Annotated in this window: 19 protein-coding genes; 11 read left to right on the forward strand and 8 right to left on the reverse strand. The window is 61.8% G+C overall.

The window, feature by feature from the left end; all coding sequences use genetic code 11:
* Positions 1–130 precede the first annotated feature (130 nt).
* Together OX460_RS23585 and OX460_RS23590 are read right to left on the reverse strand one after the other, a co-directional pair.
* On the reverse strand, positions 131–1,279 hold the full coding sequence (locus OX460_RS23585; protein ID WP_289900109.1) for an MFS transporter: 1,149 nt from the start codon (positions 1,277–1,279) through the stop codon (positions 131–133).
* Positions 1,280–1,311: 32 nt separating this feature from the next.
* Positions 1,312–2,082 (reverse strand): DeoR/GlpR family DNA-binding transcription regulator, encoded by a 771-nt coding sequence (locus OX460_RS23590; RefSeq protein ID WP_289900110.1) that lies wholly within the window; start codon positions 2,080–2,082, stop codon positions 1,312–1,314.
* 145 nt (positions 2,083–2,227) lie between these two features.
* Here OX460_RS23590 and OX460_RS23595 point away from each other — a divergent pair, with 145 nt between their 5' ends.
* Complete coding sequence (locus OX460_RS23595) at positions 2,228–2,464, forward strand: hypothetical protein (protein WP_289900111.1); 237 nt, start codon at positions 2,228–2,230, stop codon at positions 2,462–2,464.
* Positions 2,465–2,500: 36 nt separating this feature from the next.
* Here OX460_RS23595 and OX460_RS23600 read toward each other — a convergent pair whose 3' ends face one another.
* On the reverse strand, positions 2,501–2,773 hold the full coding sequence (locus OX460_RS23600; protein ID WP_289900112.1) for a YkgJ family cysteine cluster protein: 273 nt from the start codon (positions 2,771–2,773) through the stop codon (positions 2,501–2,503).
* A gap of 70 nt (positions 2,774–2,843) precedes the next feature.
* Complete coding sequence (locus OX460_RS23605; RefSeq protein WP_077408727.1) at positions 2,844–3,713, reverse strand: head GIN domain-containing protein; 870 nt, start codon at positions 3,711–3,713, stop codon at positions 2,844–2,846.
* A 336-nt stretch (positions 3,714–4,049) separates the two neighbouring features.
* Here OX460_RS23605 and OX460_RS23610 point away from each other — a divergent pair, with 336 nt between their 5' ends.
* The 4 genes from OX460_RS23610 to OX460_RS23625 all read left to right on the forward strand — a co-directional run bounded on the left by OX460_RS23610 (position 4,050) and on the right by OX460_RS23625 (position 7,339).
* Positions 4,050–4,700, forward strand: coding sequence for a TetR/AcrR family transcriptional regulator (locus tag OX460_RS23610; RefSeq protein ID WP_289900113.1), 651 nt, complete (start codon positions 4,050–4,052; stop codon positions 4,698–4,700).
* Between the two features lie 169 nt (positions 4,701–4,869).
* Positions 4,870–5,520 carry a protein-L-isoaspartate O-methyltransferase gene (locus OX460_RS23615; RefSeq protein ID WP_289900114.1) on the forward strand — a complete coding sequence of 217 codons (651 nt, stop codon included), beginning with the start codon at positions 4,870–4,872 and terminating at the stop codon, positions 5,518–5,520.
* Positions 5,521–5,533: 13 nt separating this feature from the next.
* Positions 5,534–5,857 (forward strand): rhodanese-like domain-containing protein, encoded by a 324-nt coding sequence (locus OX460_RS23620; protein ID WP_289900115.1) that lies wholly within the window; start codon positions 5,534–5,536, stop codon positions 5,855–5,857.
* Positions 5,858–5,998: 141 nt separating this feature from the next.
* Positions 5,999–7,339 (forward strand): TolC family outer membrane protein, encoded by a 1,341-nt coding sequence (locus tag OX460_RS23625; protein ID WP_099666320.1) that lies wholly within the window; start codon positions 5,999–6,001, stop codon positions 7,337–7,339.
* Positions 7,340–7,408: 69 nt separating this feature from the next.
* On the opposite strand, the gene OX460_RS23630 is transcribed toward OX460_RS23625, so the two are convergent.
* Positions 7,409–7,876, reverse strand: coding sequence for a DMT family transporter (locus OX460_RS23630; RefSeq protein ID WP_289900116.1), 468 nt, complete (start codon positions 7,874–7,876; stop codon positions 7,409–7,411).
* Between the two features lie 93 nt (positions 7,877–7,969).
* On the opposite strand from OX460_RS23630, the gene OX460_RS23635 reads away from it, so the two are divergent.
* Positions 7,970–8,875 (forward strand): LysR substrate-binding domain-containing protein, encoded by a 906-nt coding sequence (locus tag OX460_RS23635; RefSeq protein ID WP_289900117.1) that lies wholly within the window; start codon positions 7,970–7,972, stop codon positions 8,873–8,875.
* Positions 8,876–8,879: 4 nt separating this feature from the next.
* Here OX460_RS23635 and gloA read toward each other — a convergent pair whose 3' ends face one another.
* From gloA to OX460_RS23650, 3 genes are all read right to left on the reverse strand, one after another.
* Entirely contained in the window at positions 8,880–9,287 is a 408-nt protein-coding gene (gloA, locus tag OX460_RS23640; protein WP_010401713.1) for a lactoylglutathione lyase, read from the reverse strand.
* A 114-nt stretch (positions 9,288–9,401) separates the two neighbouring features.
* Entirely contained in the window at positions 9,402–9,824 is a 423-nt protein-coding gene (locus tag OX460_RS23645; protein WP_035828320.1) for an OsmC family protein, read from the reverse strand.
* 106 nt (positions 9,825–9,930) lie between these two features.
* Positions 9,931–10,197, reverse strand: a complete 267-nt coding sequence (locus tag OX460_RS23650; RefSeq protein WP_289900118.1) for a hypothetical protein — start codon at positions 10,195–10,197, stop codon at positions 9,931–9,933.
* Positions 10,198–10,459: 262 nt separating this feature from the next.
* Here OX460_RS23650 and OX460_RS23655 point away from each other — a divergent pair, with 262 nt between their 5' ends.
* The 5 genes from OX460_RS23655 to dnaK all read left to right on the forward strand — a co-directional run bounded on the left by OX460_RS23655 (position 10,460) and on the right by dnaK (position 17,265).
* Positions 10,460–11,419, forward strand: a complete 960-nt coding sequence (locus OX460_RS23655; RefSeq protein ID WP_257218838.1) for an NAD kinase — start codon at positions 10,460–10,462, stop codon at positions 11,417–11,419.
* A 47-nt stretch (positions 11,420–11,466) separates the two neighbouring features.
* Complete coding sequence (recN, locus tag OX460_RS23660; protein WP_289900119.1) at positions 11,467–13,134, forward strand: DNA repair protein RecN; 1,668 nt, start codon at positions 11,467–11,469, stop codon at positions 13,132–13,134.
* Between the two features lie 106 nt (positions 13,135–13,240).
* Entirely contained in the window at positions 13,241–14,350 is a 1,110-nt protein-coding gene (hemH, locus tag OX460_RS23665; RefSeq protein ID WP_289900120.1) for a ferrochelatase, read from the forward strand.
* 343 nt (positions 14,351–14,693) lie between these two features.
* Positions 14,694–15,230, forward strand: a complete 537-nt coding sequence (grpE, locus tag OX460_RS23670; protein ID WP_251350097.1) for a nucleotide exchange factor GrpE — start codon at positions 14,694–14,696, stop codon at positions 15,228–15,230.
* 91 nt (positions 15,231–15,321) lie between these two features.
* Positions 15,322–17,265, forward strand: coding sequence for a molecular chaperone DnaK (dnaK, locus tag OX460_RS23675; RefSeq protein ID WP_070290878.1), 1,944 nt, complete (start codon positions 15,322–15,324; stop codon positions 17,263–17,265).
* The last annotated feature ends 153 nt before the right edge of the window (positions 17,266–17,418 follow it).

A 17,418-nucleotide genomic window follows, 5' to 3' on the forward strand; every position in this document is an offset into this window, starting at 1 on the left:
GGATGGGATGACCGCGTGGCGCCAGCAATGTGCGCGGGGTCGAAGCTTACCATGCCGCAGGCCCGCGGACCTTATTTGGGCGCAGTTGGGCGGCGCTTTTTTAGCGCCGTCCGCCAGGCAGGAGGAAGGATCAGGATACTTGTTTTGCCTGCGCCACCAGGCGCGCGCTGGCCGCCACCAGCAGCAGGGCGGCGCCCAGCATGGCAAAGGCGATGTTCAGGCTGGTGGCGTGGGCGACGAAGCCGATCACGGCCGGGCCGGCCAGGATGCCCGCGTAGCCGATGGTGGTGATGGCCGCCACGGCCAGGCTGGCCGGCATGGCATGCTGGTTGCCTGCCGCCGTAAACAGGATGGGCACGATATTTGCCGCGCCCAGGCCGATCAGCACGAAGCCAAGCATGGCCAGGCTGGCGTGCGGCGCCAGCACGGCCAGGAAAAAGCCCGCCGCTGCGCACAAGCCGCCAAAAGTGAGCACACGCTTGCCGCCAAAACGGCTGACCACCTTGTCGCCGGTGAAACGGCCCACCGTCATGGCGATGGCGAAGGCGGCGTAGCCGAGGCCGCCCTTGGCTTCTTCCACGCCGCGCGTGGTGGTGAGGAACAGGGCGCTCCAGTCGAGGATGGCGCCTTCGGCCAGGAAGACGATAAAGCACAACAGGCCAATGAAAATGACGGCGCCATGCGGCATGACGAACAGCGGCGTCTTTTCGCCGGAGGCGGACGCCGTCGGCAGCAGATGGCCTTGCGCCGCGCCCAGCACGCCGCACAGCAGCAACATCACCACCACGCAGGACCAGGCCGGCGTCAGGCCCAGCCACAACAGCAGGGCCATGCAGGCCGCACCGGCGAAGCCGCCCACGCTGAACAGCGCATGAAAGCCCGACATCATGGCGCCGCCGTTGGCTTTTTCGATGATCACGGCCTGGATATTGATGGCCACGTCAAACGTGCCCATGGCCGCGCCGAACACCAGCAGCACCAGGCCCAGTTGCAGCGGCGTGGCAGCCAGCGCCAGGCCGGGCAGGATGGCGGTCAGGAGCAGGCCAGCGCCGACAATGACCTTGCGGCAGCCGAAGCGTGCCGTGAGCATGCCCGTAAACGGCATCGCGCACAGCGAGCCGGCGCCCAGGCACAGCAGCAAAATGCCGAGGGTGGCTTCATCGAGGCCCAGGCGCGACTTGGCGTAGGGAACCAAGGGGGCCCAGGCGGCCATGCCGAGGCCGGCGGCGAAGAAGACCAGGCGGGTGGCGCGTTGTTGCAGGGTGCCGGTGAGATGCATGGGGGAGCTTTTCAAAGTCGGGGTGGATAAAATCAGGCGCGGGCGCGCAACACTTGCACGCCCAGCCGTTCAAAGGCGGCCACGTGGGCAGCGTCGGCATCGGCTTCCAGCACCAGGTGCTGCAGTAAGCCCGTGGCCAGTACGCCAAAGGGTGCGGCGGTGCCCAGCTTGTCGCTGGTGACGGCCACGACCACGGCCTTGCTGGCGCCGGCGATGCTGCGCTTGAACTCGGCCTCGTCGTAGTTGAACGCCGTCACGCCCGCGTCCGCATCGGCGCCGCAGGCGCCCAGGAAGCACAGGTCGGGATGCATGCGCTCGACCGTGCGCAAGGCCTGCGGGCCCAGGCTGGCGCCGGCGCGCCGGTCGACCCTGCCACCGGCCATGATCAGCTCGATTTCCGGGCGCTCCATCAGCGCCATGGCGATCGCGGGGGCATTGGTGATGACAGTGAGCGCTAACTCTGGCAGGGCGCTGGCGATGGCCAGATTGGTCGAACCCGCATCGAGAAACAGCACCTGGCCAGCGCGTACGAGTGACACGGCGGCCTGCGCCAGGCGCGCCTTGCGTTCCGGCGCTTCCTGCTTGCGCTGGCTCAAGGTGCCGCCGTCCGGCGCCAGCGGCAGGGCGCCGCCATACACGCGCTGGCACAGACCGGCCGCCGCCATCTCGCGCAGATCGCGCCGTATCGTATCTTCGGACACGTCGAGCTGGCGCGCCAGGTCCAGCGCCAGCACGCGACCGTCGGCATGCAATTGTTGCTGGATCAGCGCGTGGCGTTGTTTGAGGAGCAAGGTGGCGGACATGGTGAACCTATAAACGTGCAAGAATGTGCATGAATATACGCAAACGTGCAAACAGAGTCAAGCGTACGTAGGTTTTCGTCAAATATTGCTGAAAAGATATAAATTCTGTTGGTGTTGTAAAAAATAGAATGAAATAAGGGACGCCATGTTTTCAAGTGCCTCTTTCAAGGCAAGCTTGCCGGGCCGCGCCCTGCGCCGCAGTGGATGGTTGATCCTGGGCATGATGATCGTGTTGAATGCGCTGCATTGGATGCGTCATGGCACGCTGGGCTGGAGCGATGCACGCGATTCCGTGTGCCTGCTGCTGATCTATCTGGGGATTGCCACCTTGCTGGAATACAAGCCGCAGCGCGACGCCAAGGAAGCGGAAGACGCGCGCTAAGGGCGACGCAAGCAGGGACGCCGTGCGCGTCGCCGCTCAGGGCGCCGTCAGCCGTTCCAGCTCGGCCAGCCAGTGCACCGCGTGTTCGCGGCTGTCGCCGCACATCTCCGCGGATGGCTGCAAGCCGCCGCAAAACGCGGGCCGTTCCGGCTGGCCAAAGATCTTGCAACGGTTGTCATCGGCCAGCTGCACGCAGCGCACGCCCGCCGGTTTTCCCTTCGGCATGCCGGGAATCGGGCTGGTGATGGACGGGGCGGTGCAGCAGGCGCCGCACGAGGGACGGCATGCCAGGGTGGCAGATGGTGACATGGGAGTTCAGACGGGCGGGTGAGGAGCCGACAGTATAGCAAGCCGGCTCCCGCGTGTTGCCCGGGCGCGTTCAGCGCACGATGCTGACGCGCTTGCCCGACAAAGTGCGGCGGGCCGGATCGCCATGCACGGTGATCCGGCCGGAACCGCTGGCGCGGGCGTTGACTTCATTCTGGACGCTGACGTCGATGTCGCCGGAGCCGTTGCTCGCCAGATAGGCAACGTCGCTGCGCAGCGACGCCAGGTTGACATCGCCCGAGCCATTCACGTTGGCGTCCAGGCGCTGCACGGCGCCGTTGGCGCTGATGCTGCCCGAGCCGTTGACGGCTACGTTGATGCGTTCGCCGTGCACGCTGCCCAGCTGGATGCTGCCTGAGCCGTTCTGCACCGCGTCCGTGTTGCCGCTGGCGAGGGCCGCCGCGTTGATGCTGCCCGAGCCATTGTTGGCCACGTCGAAGCGTCCCGTCGTGCCCGACAATTCGCTCTTCATCGACCCGCGCTGTTCCAGGCTGAAATCGTCGCCATTCAGGCCGCTGACCACCAGGCGGCCCGAGCCGGAGATGTTGATCTTCCTCAATTGTGGCGTCGTATAGATGACGTGGATGCCATTGCTGCTGCGAATGTTCGTGTCGCTCCACAGGCGCAGCGTATTGCCGTTCACGTCGCTATGGATCAGCGGTTGCAGATTGCTGTCCGCTTCGATCACCAGCGATGCCGTCGGGCCGACGCGCACGTCGATCTTGATGTCGATGCGCTTCATGTTATCGATGTCGAGCGCGCTGATGTTGCTGACCTGGCGCACGTCGCGGCTCACTTGCCCATTGCCCTGGATGACATTGCTGCTGGAATCGGCATAGCGCACTTCGCCATCGTTGGGGTTGATGACGATGGCGCAACCGCCAAGGGCAACGGCACAGCACAGGGCCAGCAAGGTACGCATGGTGTTTCCTTTATGATTGTTTTAGTTCGGGACAAGAAAAGAGCCGGCTGCCGCGCCGCGGCTGCCGTGCTGTCGATGAGAAGATAGCAAAGCGGTGCGCTGGCTGGCAGGGAAATGCGACGAACTGCGCAAAATGGGGGCTGAAACGCATTCTGCTTCACCCGGCGCCGCAGTCCGGCGCCAGAGGGAGGTGCCGCCAACGCCGGCACGGAGCGTACAATGCCGGTGTTCGGCGTGCCGAACGATGTCCCGCGCTGCGCGCATGGGAAGCGCTTGACCTTGACGGTAGACCGGTCTACCATTAATGACTCAAAAGTAAGTTACTTGGAAAGACACATGCAAGCCCCGATTGATACCAAGCCCCGCTGGGAGCGGCGCAAGGATGCCCGCCCGCAGGAATTGCTCGCCGCCGCCCTCGACCTGTTTGTCGAACGGGGCTTCGCATCGACGCGCCTGGAGGATGTGGCCAAGCGGGCCGGCGTGTCGAAAGGCACCCTGTACCTGTACTTTGAGAACAAGCAAGAGCTGTTCAAGGCCGTGGTGCGCGACAATATCGTGCATTCCATCGGCGAGGCGGAAGACAGCATGGCCGCCTCGGACAGCACCAGTGCCGAGTTGTTGCGCAGCATGATGATGCAATGGTGGGAAGAATTTGGCGCCACCAAGCTGGCCGGTTTGACCAAGCTGATGCTGGCCGAAGCGAACAATTTCCCGGAACTGGCGCAGTTTTACAACGAAGAGGTGGTCACGCGCGGCAATGCGCTGATCGCCACCTTGCTGGAACGGGGCATGCAGCGCGGCGAATTCCGCCAGGTCGATCCCGTGCTGGTCAGCACCATCCTCAGCGCGCCCGTCACCATGCTCATGATGTGGACGCACTCCTTCCTGCCGTGCGAGGTCAAGAACATCGATCCCGCCGCCTACATGGATGCCTTTATCGACATGAGCTTGCGCAGCTTGCAGGTGGAGGCGCCCGGGAAAAGTTGATAAGCGGAGCTAGCCTCTACCGTTCAGTTGCCCCTTTTCCAAGGTTCGCCCCCCCAAATCTGCAGATCGTCGCAAATTTCCTCCATTCCCCGCCTTTATGGTTAACATGTGCTTTCAGCCAGTTCAACGATAAAATGGCGGATTATTACTTCACTTACCGAGTCCAAAGATGAATATCGAACAAGCCCGCTTCAATATGATCGAACAGCAGATCCGTCCATGGGACGTACTGGATATCGACGTATTGGAGCTGTTGAACGTGGTCAAGCGTGAAGATTTCGTGCCGGCCGCCTATAAGAACTTGGCCTTCGTCGATACCGAAATTCCACTGGGCGGTGGCGAATGCATGTTGACGCCGAAGCTGGAAGCGCGCATTTTGCAAGACGTAGCCGTCAAAAAGCATGAAAATGTGCTGGAAATCGGCACCGGCAGCGGCTACATGGCCGCGTTGCTGGCGCACAAGGCACGTCATGTGACGAGCGTGGAAATCGTTCCCCAATTGAAAACCCAGGCCGAGCAGACCCTGGCCGCCAACGGCGTGACGAATGTCACCGTGGAACTGGGCGACGGCGCCCAGGGCTGGAGCAAGGGCGCACCGTATGACGTGATCGTCGTGTCCGGCGCCCTGGCCGTGTTGCCGGAAGCACTGTTGCAACAAGTGAAAGTCGGCGGCCGCATCCTGGCCATCATCGGCGAAGCGCCGATCATGTCGGCGCACCTGATCACGCGCAGCTCGGACAAGGCCTACGACACGCGCAAGCTGTTTGAAACCAATGTCACGCCGCTGCAAGCCGTGGCACCGTCGCATTTCCAGTTCTGAGGCGACCGATTCGATGGAGCATTTGAGTGCACCGCAGCTGGCCGCCTGGCTGGCTGACCCTTCCCGCCCGCACCCCTTGTTGCTGGACGTGCGGGAACAGTGGGAGTTCGACCTGTGCCACCTCGACGGTGCCACCCTGATGCAGATGAATTCGATTCCTGCGCGCATCGATGACCTCGATGAAGACGCCGAGATCGTCTGCATCTGCCATCACGGCATGCGCAGCATGCAAGTGGCAGCCTTCCTGGAGCGCAATGGTTTTGGCAAGATCAGTAATTTGACGGGCGGCGTGCATGCCTGGGCGCTGCAAGTCGACAGCGCGATGCCTAAATACTAAGTTATTTTGCAGTAGATGCACCCAGGCATGTTTTCCTGCATGCCTGCGGAGGCCTGTACCCCGCTCACCCGGCGGGCGCAAGGCAAGCGGTAGCAGATTTTTGATTCCATCAACTTTTGACGACTCCAACGGAGAAATGCAATGCGGAAACCCCTTATCGCCGTGCTGATGACCAGCGCCTTTGTCTCGATGACATACTCGCTGCAGGCGCAGGCGGCCGATCTCATCCAGGTGTACCAGCAGGCGCTGGCCAATGACGCGCAGTACGCCAGCGCGCGCGCGGCCCTGTCGGCCGGGATGGAGCGGGTTCCGCAGGGATTGGCAGGCTTGCTGCCGCAAATCTCCGCGTCGGGCAGCAATACGCGTGGCAACCAGGAACAGATCGCCCAGAACAATGGCGGCAACAAGATCACCTCGCCGTCCGTGAATGTGCGCACGAATGCCTACAATTTGACACTGGCGCAACCGCTGTTCCGCTGGGATCGCTGGGAAACCTATCAGCAAAGCAAGCTGGCGCAGGCGATTGCCGAAGCGCAATTTGCGCAAGTGCAGCAAGACCTGATCACCCGCGTGGCGCAGGCGTATTTCGACGTGCTGAGCGCGCAGGACAACCTGGGCGCCACGCAGGCGCAAAAGGTCGCCACGACGGAACAACTGGCATCGGCCAAGCGCAACTTCGAAGTCGGCACGCAAACGATTACCGACACGCACGAAGCGCAAGCGGCCTACGACCTGGTGGTGGCGCAGGAATTTGCCGCCATCAATGACCTGGCCAACAAGCGCAGCGCCTTGCAAACCATCATCGGCGAAGCGCCGACCACCCTGGCGCCGATGCGCACGGGCGTGGTCATCAGCGCGCCCGAACCGGCTGCCGTCGAGCCGTGGGTGTCGTCCGCGGAAGAGCAGAACTACGGCGTCGTCACGGCCCAGTTCAATGTGGAATCGGCCAAGCGCGACATCGGCCGCAACCGCGCCGGACACTACCCGACCGTGGACCTGATCGCCAACGCTGGCCATACCTATTCCTCGGGCGGCGGCAATGGCAACGGCAATAACAATAATGCCATCGGCGTGCAGTGGAGCATTCCGATCTTCAGCGGCTTTGCCGTCACCAGCAAGGTGCGCGAATCGATCGCGCTGGAAAACAAGGCCCGCAACGACCTGGAAACGGCACGCCGCACGGCCTCGCAAGGCGCGCGCCAGGCTTTCCTGGGCGTCAATAGCGGCCTGGCGCAAGTCAAGGCGCTGGAAGCGGCGGAAGTGTCGAGCAAATCGGCGCTGGAGTCGAACCAGCTCGGCTATCAAGTGGGCGTGCGCATCAATATCGACGTGTTGAATGCGCAGAAACAATTGTTCTCGACGCAAAAAGACCTGTCGAAAGCCCGCTACGACACCATCATGAACGGCTTGCGCCTGAAGGCAGCGGCCGGCACCCTGAAGGAAACGGATTTGATGCCGGTCAATGCCTTGCTGGACAAGTAAGCGCGGTCTTGCTTTGAATGAAAACCAGCCCCGGCGACGGCGCTGGTTTTTTTTCGTCTTGCCGCGTTATCACACGGCGCGGCTGTTGGCCACTTGCGTCAGGATCACGCCCGCCACCACCAGTCCCGCACCGGCCCAGTGCAGCGGAGAAATATGCTTCACGGCAAAGCCCAGCAAGCCGTAGCGGTCGATGGCCAGCGCGGCCAGCATTTGCCCGCCGATGACGGCCGCCATGAAGGGACCGGACCCCATGCGCGGCGCCAGCATCAGCGCGGCGGTAATATAGAACACGCCGGCCGCGCCACCCAGCCAGGACCAGCCCGGCCCGCGCATGGCGAGCTGGACATCCGGCGCCGGCACCCGCCAGAACAGCATCACGAGCGACGCGAGCACGGCGCTGACGGCCAGCGAGGCGAGGGTGGCCCACAGCGGGTGGCCCAGGTTGCGGCCCAGCGCGGCATTCGCGCCCGCCTGGAAGGGGACGACGGCGCCGGCCAGCATGGCCAGCGGGGCAAATACGGTGATCCATCCATACATGTGCGACTCCATCTTTGTTGAGTTGATGCGATCATCGTATTATGCTGTCATGATTAAATCCAATTCGTAGTTTGTCATCCAACTATGCATGAAATGAATAATCTGCGCGCCGTCGATTTGAACTTGCTGGTGATCCTGGATGCGCTGCTCAGCGAGCGCCATTTGTCGCGCGCGGCCGAACGGTTACATATGAGCCAGCCTGCCGTCAGCCATGCGCTGGCCCGCTTGCGCCACCTGCTCGGCGACCCGCTGCTATTGCGCGGCAAGGGCGGCTTCCAGCCGACGGCGCGCGCGCTGGAATTGGCGCGGCCCTTGGCCGAAGCCCTGCAAAGCGTGCGTTCCGTGCTGGGCGGCGCCGTCTTCGAGGCGGCCACGGCGCAGCGCGTGTTTCGCCTGGCCATGTCGGATTACGGCGCGGCCTTGCTCTTGCCTGCTTTGCTGCGGCGTTTGCGCGCGGACGCGCCCGGCATCGACCTGGCTGTCAGCTACGCCAGCCGTCCGGCCGTGATCGCTGGCGTGCAGGATGGCGAGATCGACCTGGCGCTCGGTGTATTCCCGCAACTGCCCGAGCAGCTACACAGAGAAACTTTATTTGAGGAAACGTTCGCGTGCGCGCTCGATCCGGCCAGCCTGGCGGCCGGTGAAATGCTGAGTTTGGACACCTATCTGGCGCGTCCCCATGTGCTGGTGGCGTCCAGCGAGGGCGGCATGGCGGCCGAAGTCGACGCGGCCCTGGCCCAGCTGGGACAGACGCGCCGCATCGCCGTGCGCGTGCCGTACTGGACGGTCGCACCGGATGTCGTGAGGGGGACGGACTTGATCCTGACGGTGGCGCGGCGCGCTTTGCAGGGCAGCGCGGCGCAAGGGCTGGCACAGTACGCTGCGCCGTTTGCCATCGCGCCGTTTGCGTTTGAAGTGATACGGCACCGCCGCACGGACGGTGATGCGGGCATCGCCTGGCTGCGCGCGGCCATTGCACAGGCCGCCGAGCCAGGCTGAGGTACTACAGGCCGCCGCCCTGGCCGTCGAACTTGCGCTCGATCAATTCGATCTTGTAGCCGTCCGGGTCGGTGATGAAGGCGATGACCGTGTTGCCGCCTTTCACGGGGCCCGGTTCGCGCGTGACGTTGCCGCCATTCGCGCGTGCCGCGTCGCAAGCGGCGACGATGTCGTCGGCCGAGATGGCGATGTGGCCATACGCCGTGCCCAGCTCGTAGCTGGTGGTGCCATAGTTATACGTCAGTTCCAGTTCCGCATGGTCGGGATTCGATCCATAGCCGACGAAGGCCAGCGTGTACTGGTATTCCGGGTTGTCGCTGGTGCGCAGCAATTTCATGCCCAGGACCTTGGTGTAAAAATCGATGGAGCGCTGCAGGTCGCCGACCCGTAACATGGTGTGCAAAATACGCATCGTAAATCCTTGAGGGTGATAGGGGAATGGCAGGATTTTATGCGTTTTACGGCTTTCTTGCCGAGGCCGCCCCTGCCGTCCGGTGAGGGGACGGCAGCGGACGGCATGCCGGCATTACTCCAGATGGGCGTCCAGGGTGATTTCCGTGGCCAGCAATTTGGATACGGGGCAGCCGAGCTTGGCGCGCAGGGCCGCGTCCTGGAACGCTTCGTCGGTGGCGCCGGGGATGGTGGCCACGAGGGTCAGGTGCACGGCCGTGATGGCATAGCTGCCATCGATTTTTTCCAGGCTGACATCGGCCGTGGTTTTCAGGGCCGTGGCGCGCAAGCCCGCCTCGCCCAGCTGGCCGGACAGGGCCATGGTGAAGCAGGCCGCATGGGCGGCGCCGATGAGTTCTTCCGGATTGCTGCCGGGACCGTCTTCGAAGCGTGTGTTGAAGCCATAGGCTACGTTGTCGAGCGCGCCGCTTTGGGTGGAAATAAACCCTTTGCCATCTTTAAGGCCGCCACTCCAGACGGCTGATCCTGTTTTTTTCATGATGTACTCCTTGCGTGGTTCGAGCGTCCATCATGCGCGCCGGGGCTTGCCGCTTCCGTTCGTTGCGTCACACTGTGGGAGCATGCGCGGCCCATGACGGTTCGACTCAGCGCGCCTTCTTTGGTTCCAGTTCTGCGTCGGGACGCGCCTGTTTCGGTTCGGCCGGCTTGACCTTTTCCACGCCGGGCTGGGCACGCCGGTCCGTATCGACCAGGCCTTGCTCCAGGTCGCTGGCTGCCTGCTGCATGATCTTGCGCGGGCGCACGTTTTGCGCATCGGGCGACTCGTCGCGCTCGTGCGGCAGGCGGTCGACGCCGTCATTGCTGACTTTTTCATCGGTATTGATCTTGCGCTCGCTTGGCTGGGTAGCCATATGGCCTCCTGACAGTAAAAATGATGTGCCATCAGTGTCCTGCCGCGCCGTGCTGCCCGCAAGCGGATTTGTCAGGGCAGGGAGCGCTGGCGCACGCATGGACGATTCTTTTTCTGCGCTACACTGCGTGCAACATCAAGAACGCCCCTTGCAGGCACGCGGCAGCCGCACTATACTGTGCATATATACAGTATTATGCGATGCCGGCGTGCGATGCGACAGCCTGGGGCGGTTTGCCACCGAATTCACTACCGAGACTCTTATGCCCGTCGATACACACGCCGAACAGCCAGCCGCGACCTTGCCAGCCCCGGGCGAGCGCTTCAACCTGGGCGCCAAGACCATCGCCCTGGTCGTGCGCCAGAATACGGATGGCATTGCCGAGCCCGTGAAAAGCATCGTCGATTTCCTGCAAGTGCTGGGCCACACGGTGGTCTTCGAGGCGGAGACGGCCGCGCACCTGAACCTGGCGTTTCCCGGCGTGCGCGCCATGTCGCCGGCCGAGATCGGCGCCGCCGCCGATTGCGCCATTGTCATGGGCGGCGACGGCACCATGCTGGGCATTGCGCGCCAGCTGGCGCCATTCGACGTACCTTTGATCGGTATCAATCAGGGGCGTTTGGGTTTCATGACGGATATTCCGCTCGAGCGCATGCTGCCCGTGCTGGCGCAAATTCTCGGCGGCCGCTTCAAGGCCGAACGCCGTACCTTGCTCGAAGGCAGCGTGCTGCGTGACGGCGAGTCGATACACGTGGGCATGGCCGTCAACGATGTCGTCGTCTCGCGCGGCGGCGGCGCCGGCATGGCCGAATTGCGCGTCGAGGTCGATGGCCACTTTATGTACAACCAGCGCTCGGATGGCTTGATCATTTCCACGCCCACGGGCTCGACCGCATACTCGCTGTCGGCCGGCGGCCCCCTGCTGCATCCGACCCTGGGCGGCATCGTGCTCGTGCCCATCGCCCCGCATGCGTTGTCGAACCGCCCCATCGTCCTGCCCGACTCCAGCCAGATCGTTGTGGAAATCGTGCGCGGGCGCGATATCAGCGTCAATTTCGACATGCAGACCTTTGCCAGCCTGGTGCAGCAAGACCGCATCCTCATCCGCCGTTCGCCGCATGCGATTACCTTCCTGCATCCGGAAGGGTGGAGTTACTACAACACTCTGCGTGAAAAATTGCACTGGAATGAGTACCCGTCGGGCGAGGGCAAGCTCAGCTAACATTTTCTCCACGTCAACCCGCGGTGCGCCGCCCAACCACAGAAGCCATGCTCCATACACTGTCCATTCGCGATTTTGTCATTGTCGATACCATTGAACTGGAATTTTCCGCCGGCTTCAGCGTGCTGACGGGGGAGACGGGCGCCGGCAAGTCCATCCTCATCGATGCGCTGACGCTGGCGCTGGGCGGGCGCGGCGACGCCAGCGTAGTGCGCGAAGGCGCGGCCAAGGCCGACATCACGGCCGATTTTTCCGTCAGCGAGGTGGCGCAAGCGTGGCTGGCCGCCAATGAGTTCGCCAACGACGAGGGCGGCGCCCTGTTGCGCCGCGTAATCGACAACGCGGGCCGCTCGAAGGCGTATATCAACGGTATTCCCGCCACGGCCGCGCAGCTGCGCGAGCTGGGCGACATGCTGGTCGACATCCACGGCCAGCATGCGCACCAGTCCTTGCTGAAAAGCGAAGCGCAGCGCGCCTTGCTCGACGGCCAGGCGACGGCGCGCGAAGCGGGCGCGGAGCAGGATGCGCGGCAAGTTGCCGCCCTGCACAAGCGCTGGCGCGCCCTCGTGCGCCAGCGCGAGGAATTCGAAACCAACGCCGCCAACGTGCTGTACGAGCGCGAACGCCTGGAATGGCAAGTGGGAGAACTGGAAAAACTGGCTGCCAAGCCCGGCGAATGGACGGAGATCACGAACGAGCACAGCCGCCTGTCGCACGCGGCCAGCCTGCTGGAAGGGGCGCAGGAAGCCTTGTCCATCATTTCTGAGCAGGAAGATCATCCGATCGTGTCGCAACTGTCGGCCCTGAACCAGAAGCTGGGCAAGCTGGTGTCCGTCGATGCGGAATTGCAACCGATTGTCGACCTGATCGAATCGTCGCGCATTCAATTGCAGGAATCCGTGTACGCGCTGAACAATTACCTGGACCGGGTCGAGCTGGACCCGGAGCGCCTGCACCAGCTCGACGCACGCATGGAAGCCATGCACAGCACGGCCCGCAAATTCCGCGTCACGCCGGAAGAGTTGCCTGAGGAACACGCGAAGCTGTCGGAAAAGCTGCAGCACCTTGCCGACGCATCCGATATCGAGGGCTTGCTGCGCCAGGAAGCGAAGATCGAGGCGGAATACCGCGCCGTGGCCGAACGGTTATCAAACACGCGGCGCGCCGCCGCCCTGGAACTGGGCCATGCCGTCACGCGCGCCATGCAGGAACTGAGCATGACGGGCGGCAGCTTTGAAATCGCCCTGCACCCGTGCGAACCGGCCGCGCATGGCCTGGAGCAGGTGGAATTCCTCGTCGCCGGCCATGCGGGCACGGCGCCCCGCTCGCTGGCGAAAGTCGCGTCCGGCGGCGAACTGGCGCGCATCGCGCTGGCCATCTCCGTCATCACCTCGCACGCCACCACCACGCCGACCCTGATCTTCGACGAGGTCGACAGCGGCATCGGCGGCGCCGTCGCCGAAGTGGTGGGGCGTTTGTTGAAACGCCTGGGGCAGGGACGGCAAGTGCTGTGCGTAACCCACTTGCCGCAAGTGGCCAGCCAGGCGAATCAGCATTTCCAGGTGGCAAAAAGCACCCTGGACAATGGCAAGACGGCGTCGCGCATCGACATGCTCGACGCCAAAGCCCGGGTGGAAGAAGTGGCGCGCATGCTGGGCGGCCTGGAAATCACGGCCACCACGCGCAAGCATGCACGCGAATTGCTGGCGATTTGACCTTGGACTGCGGGGAGCGCTGCCTTCGCCTGGCAGCACTCCCCGATGTTGACGCAATGTAACTATAATGGTCGGCTAATCCATCCAACGCCTTCGAAGAGCTTTCATGTCATTTCAAACAGAACCGCCGTACACGCATGGCAGTATCGACCGCAGCGCCGTGGTGCTGGTCAACCTGGGCACGCCCGATGCGCCGACCTCGTCGGCCGTGCGGCGCTACCTGAAGCAATTTTTGTCGGACCCGCGCGTGGTGGAGATTCCTCGTCTCGTCTGGTGGTTCATTTTGAACCTGATCATTTTGCCTTTCCGCTCCGGCCAGTCGGCCAAGAAATACGCGTCGATCTGGACGCGCGACGGTTCGCCCCTGAAAGTGCACACGCAAAAGCAGGCGAAGTTGCTGGCCGGCGCCCTGGCCGAGCGGGGTCACGACGGCGTCACCGTCGCCATGGCCATGCGCTACGGTTCGCCTTCGCTGCCCGAAGTGCTGGCCAGGTTGAAAAGCGAAGGCTGTGAGCGCATCGCCATCCTGCCGGCCTATCCGCAATACTCGGGCACGACGACGGGTTCCATCTACGACGCCGTGTTTGCCCATTACGCCACGGTGCGCAATGTGCCGGAATTGCGCTTTATCAAGCAGTATCACGAGCACGACACGTATATCGACGCCTTGCGCGATTCCGTGCTGAACCATTGGGAAGCGCATGGCCGTCCGGAAAAACTGGTGATGAGCTTTCATGGCGTGCCCAAGCGTACCTTGCTGCTCGGCGATCCCTACCACTGCCAATGTCTGAAAACGGCGCGCTTGCTGGCGGAAAAGTTGAAATTAAGCAAAGATCAATACGTGGTGACCTTCCAGTCGCGCTTTGGCAAGGCCGAATGGCTGCAGCCGTACACGGCGCCCACCCTCGTGGCGCTGGCGCAACAGGGTGTCAAGCGCGTCGACCTGCTGTGTCCGGGCTTTACCAGCGATTGCCTGGAAACCCTGGAAGAGATTGCCATGGAAGCCAAGCATGACTTCGAAGCGGCCGGCGGCCAGCAGTTTCATTACATCGCTTGCCTGAACGAAACGCCAGCCTGGATCGCGGGCCTGGCGGAAATTGCCGAACAGCACATGATTGGCTGGCCGACGATGAAGACGGCGGCGCAGCGCGAAGCGGACAAGAAGGCGGGCGAGCAGGCGCGCACGGCGGCCCTGGCCCTGGGCGCGTCGAATTAAAGGAAATTATTTTTTGACAATAAAAAGCCGCGCTTGCGCGGCTTTGTCATGTCTGGCGCAGCCAAGGGGTTTTCCGAATAGCAACATCGCCAGTGGCGATGGCCGCGGCGGGGCTGGTAGAATGCCCGCTTTGCCGTGGGAAGCCTGGAAAATCAAGGGGGCGCGCACGGATCGCTGCCTGAAATGGGAAGTGCTTTGTAATAAGCTGTAACATGGATCGCTGTAATTCCGGTTTTGCCATGCATACCCCTTGAAACAATAGGATATAGCCCCATCTGCCCGTTAGTGTTGTAAAGATAGTTAGACTAACTCATTTAAGTCATTGATTGTAGGAGCTTTTCAGATGCAAGATCAGGAAAACCAAGCTGTACCTAATCCGCAAGCGGACGCCGCGGCGACTGCCCCATCGACTCCCGCAGAGCCTACTTTGGAAGAGCAGCTGGCGAGTACCGAAGCGCGTCTTGCAGAGATGCACGATGCCTTCATGCGCGCCAAGGCCGATGGCGAAAATATCCGCCGCCGCGCGCAGGAAGATGTTGCTAAAGCGCATAAATTCGCAGTGGAAAGCTTTGCCGAAGCCATGGTGCCGGTGAAAGACAGCCTGGAAACGGCGCTGACGGTGGAAACACCGACCATCGATTCGCTGAAAGAAGGCGTCGAGATGACCCTGAAGCAACTGAACGCCGCGTTCGAGCGCAACCGCCTGGTGGAAGTGTTGCCGGTGCAGGGCGAGAAGCTCGATCCGATGAAACACCAGGCTGTTGCCGTGGTGCCAGCGGACCAGGAAGCCAATACCATCGTGTCAGTCCTGCAAAAGGGCTATATGATTGCGGACCGCCTGCTGCGTCCAGCCATTGTAACGACCGCGCAAGCAAAATAATCAGAGTGCGGCATCAAGCAAGCCTTGAAACCATGCCGCTTTGCCACATATAAGAACCATCTGAAATCTAGCAAATAAAAGGAAAAAAATCATGGGTAGAATTATCGGTATCGATCTGGGAACCACGAATTCCTGCGTTTCCATCATGGAAAACGGTCAACCAAAGGTAATCGAAAACGCTGAAGGCGCACGCACGACGCCGTCGATTATTGCTTATCAAGAAGATGGCGAAATTCTCGTCGGCGCGCCAGCGAAACGCCAGGCCGTGACCAATCCGAAAAACACGCTGTACGCAGTCAAGCGTTTGATCGGTCGCAAGTTCGACGAAAAAGAAGTACAAAAAGACATCGCGCTGATGCCGTACCAAATCATGAAAGCCGACAACGGCGATGCATGGATCGGCGTACGCGACAAAAAACTGGCGCCGCCGCAAATTTCGGCTGAAGTCCTGCGCAAGATGAAGAAAACGGCAGAAGACTACCTCGGTGAAGAAGTCACCGAAGCCGTCATCACCGTGCCTGCGTACTTCAACGACTCGCAGCGTCAAGCCACCAAGGATGCCGGCCGTATCGCTGGCCTGGACGTCAAGCGCATCATCAACGAGCCAACCGCGGCAGCGCTGGCGTTCGGCCTGGACAAGACCGAAAAAGGCGACCGTAAAATCGCCGTGTATGACTTGGGTGGCGGTACGTTCGACGTGTCGATCATCGAAATCGCAGATGTTGATGGTGAGAAACAATTTGAAGTGTTGTCGACCAACGGCGACACCTTCCTGGGCGGCGAAGACTTCGACCAGCGCGTCATCGATTACATCATCGACGAGTTCAAGAAGATCAACGGCATCGACCTGAAAAAAGATCCGATCGCCCTGCAGCGCATCAAGGCTTCGGCCGAGCGCGCGAAGATCGAATTGTCGTCGTCGCAACAAACCGAGATCAACGAGCCGTACATCGCCATGGCGAACGGCGCACCGGTCCACTTGAACCTGAAGATGACCCGCGCCAAGCTGGAGTCCTTGGTGGAAGAGCTGATCACGGCCACGATGGAACCATGCCGTACCGCCATCAAAGATGCAGGCGTGAAAGTGTCGGACATCGATGACATCATCCTGGTCGGCGGTATGACGCGTATGCCGAAGGTACAGGAAAAAGTGAAGGAATTCTTCGGCAAGGATCCACGCAAGGACGTGAACCCGGACGAAGCCGTCGCCGTGGGCGCAGCGATTCAAGGTTCGGTCCTGTCGGGCGAACGCAAGGACTTGCTGTTGCTGGACGTCACCCCTCTGTCCCTGGGTATCGAAACCCTGGGCGGCGTGATGACCAAGATGATCCACAAAAACACGACGATTCCGACCAAGTTCAGCCAGGTCTTCTCGACGGCCGACGACAATCAGCCTGCGGTGACCATCAAGGTCTTCCAGGGTGAGCGCGAAATCGCCGCCGGCAACAAGGGTCTGGGCGAATTCAATCTGGAAGGCATCCCGCCAGCATCGCGTGGCACGCCGCAGATCGAAGTGACCTTCGACATCGACGCCAACGGCATCTTGCATGTCGGCGCGAAAGACAAGGCCACCGGCAAGGAAAACAAGATCACGATCAAGGCCAATTCCGGCTTGACTGAGGCGGAAATCCAGAAGATGGTGAAAGACGCCGAGTTGAACGCGGAAGAAGACAAGAAGGTCAAAGAATTGGCCGAGTCGCGCAACCAGGCCGATGCTCTGGTACACTCGACCCGGAAATCCTTGACCGAATACGGCGACAAGCTGGATGCGGGCGAGAAAGAGAAGATCGAAGCGGCGATCACCGACCTGGAAGCAAGCATCAAGGCGGGCGACAAGGCTGAGATCGACGCCAAGGTGGAAGCACTGTCGAGCGCATCGCAGAAACTGGGCGAAAAAATGTATGCCGACATGCAAGCGCAGCAAGCTGCCGGCGGCGCGGAAGGTGCACAGCAAGCTGCTGGCGCATCGGACGCAGGCGCCAAGCAAGACGACGTTGTTGACGCTGACTTCAAAGAAGTCAAAGACAGCAAGTAATTGTCTTGCGCTCCCATGAACTGGGGGTAGCCGGGCTGAACGCTACATCGCGGGATTAGCCGCGAAGACCGGCCGAGCCGAGTCGCTGCGCCTAGCGCAGCACTCGACTCGGCTTTTTCGTGTAATTTTTACATCAGTAGATAGACTGCAAGG

The organism is Janthinobacterium sp. SUN033, assembly GCF_030397595.1.
Classification (GTDB): domain Bacteria; phylum Pseudomonadota; class Gammaproteobacteria; order Burkholderiales; family Burkholderiaceae_D; genus Janthinobacterium; species Janthinobacterium kumbetense.

What these genes read in the sequence shown, in the direction of transcription:
- OX460_RS23645 (WP_035828320.1), bottom strand. Translation starts at nt 9,824, where the DNA reads ATGAAAAAAACAGGATCAGCCGTCTGGAGTGGCGGCCTTAAAGATGGC.
- OX460_RS23635 (WP_289900117.1), top strand. Translation starts at nt 7,970, where the DNA reads ATGAATAATCTGCGCGCCGTCGATTTGAACTTGCTGGTGATCCTGGAT.
- gloA (WP_010401713.1), bottom strand. Translation starts at nt 9,287, where the DNA reads ATGCGTATTTTGCACACCATGTTACGGGTCGGCGACCTGCAGCGCTCC.
- OX460_RS23630 (WP_289900116.1), bottom strand. Translation starts at nt 7,876, where the DNA reads ATGTATGGATGGATCACCGTATTTGCCCCGCTGGCCATGCTGGCCGGC.
- OX460_RS23605 (WP_077408727.1), bottom strand. Translation starts at nt 3,713, where the DNA reads ATGCGTACCTTGCTGGCCCTGTGCTGTGCCGTTGCCCTTGGCGGTTGC.
- OX460_RS23610 (WP_289900113.1), top strand. Translation starts at nt 4,050, where the DNA reads ATGCAAGCCCCGATTGATACCAAGCCCCGCTGGGAGCGGCGCAAGGAT.
- OX460_RS23590 (WP_289900110.1), bottom strand. Translation starts at nt 2,082, where the DNA reads ATGTCCGCCACCTTGCTCCTCAAACAACGCCACGCGCTGATCCAGCAA.
- OX460_RS23600 (WP_289900112.1), bottom strand. Translation starts at nt 2,773, where the DNA reads ATGTCACCATCTGCCACCCTGGCATGCCGTCCCTCGTGCGGCGCCTGC.
- recN (WP_289900119.1), top strand. Translation starts at nt 11,467, where the DNA reads ATGCTCCATACACTGTCCATTCGCGATTTTGTCATTGTCGATACCATT.
- OX460_RS23625 (WP_099666320.1), top strand. Translation starts at nt 5,999, where the DNA reads ATGCGGAAACCCCTTATCGCCGTGCTGATGACCAGCGCCTTTGTCTCG.
- OX460_RS23585 (WP_289900109.1), bottom strand. Translation starts at nt 1,279, where the DNA reads ATGCATCTCACCGGCACCCTGCAACAACGCGCCACCCGCCTGGTCTTC.
- hemH (WP_289900120.1), top strand. Translation starts at nt 13,241, where the DNA reads ATGTCATTTCAAACAGAACCGCCGTACACGCATGGCAGTATCGACCGC.
- OX460_RS23620 (WP_289900115.1), top strand. Translation starts at nt 5,534, where the DNA reads ATGGAGCATTTGAGTGCACCGCAGCTGGCCGCCTGGCTGGCTGACCCT.
- OX460_RS23615 (WP_289900114.1), top strand. Translation starts at nt 4,870, where the DNA reads ATGAATATCGAACAAGCCCGCTTCAATATGATCGAACAGCAGATCCGT.
- dnaK (WP_070290878.1), top strand. Translation starts at nt 15,322, where the DNA reads ATGGGTAGAATTATCGGTATCGATCTGGGAACCACGAATTCCTGCGTT.
- OX460_RS23650 (WP_289900118.1), bottom strand. Translation starts at nt 10,197, where the DNA reads ATGGCTACCCAGCCAAGCGAGCGCAAGATCAATACCGATGAAAAAGTC.
- OX460_RS23655 (WP_257218838.1), top strand. Translation starts at nt 10,460, where the DNA reads ATGCCCGTCGATACACACGCCGAACAGCCAGCCGCGACCTTGCCAGCC.
- grpE (WP_251350097.1), top strand. Translation starts at nt 14,694, where the DNA reads ATGCAAGATCAGGAAAACCAAGCTGTACCTAATCCGCAAGCGGACGCC.
- OX460_RS23595 (WP_289900111.1), top strand. Translation starts at nt 2,228, where the DNA reads ATGTTTTCAAGTGCCTCTTTCAAGGCAAGCTTGCCGGGCCGCGCCCTG.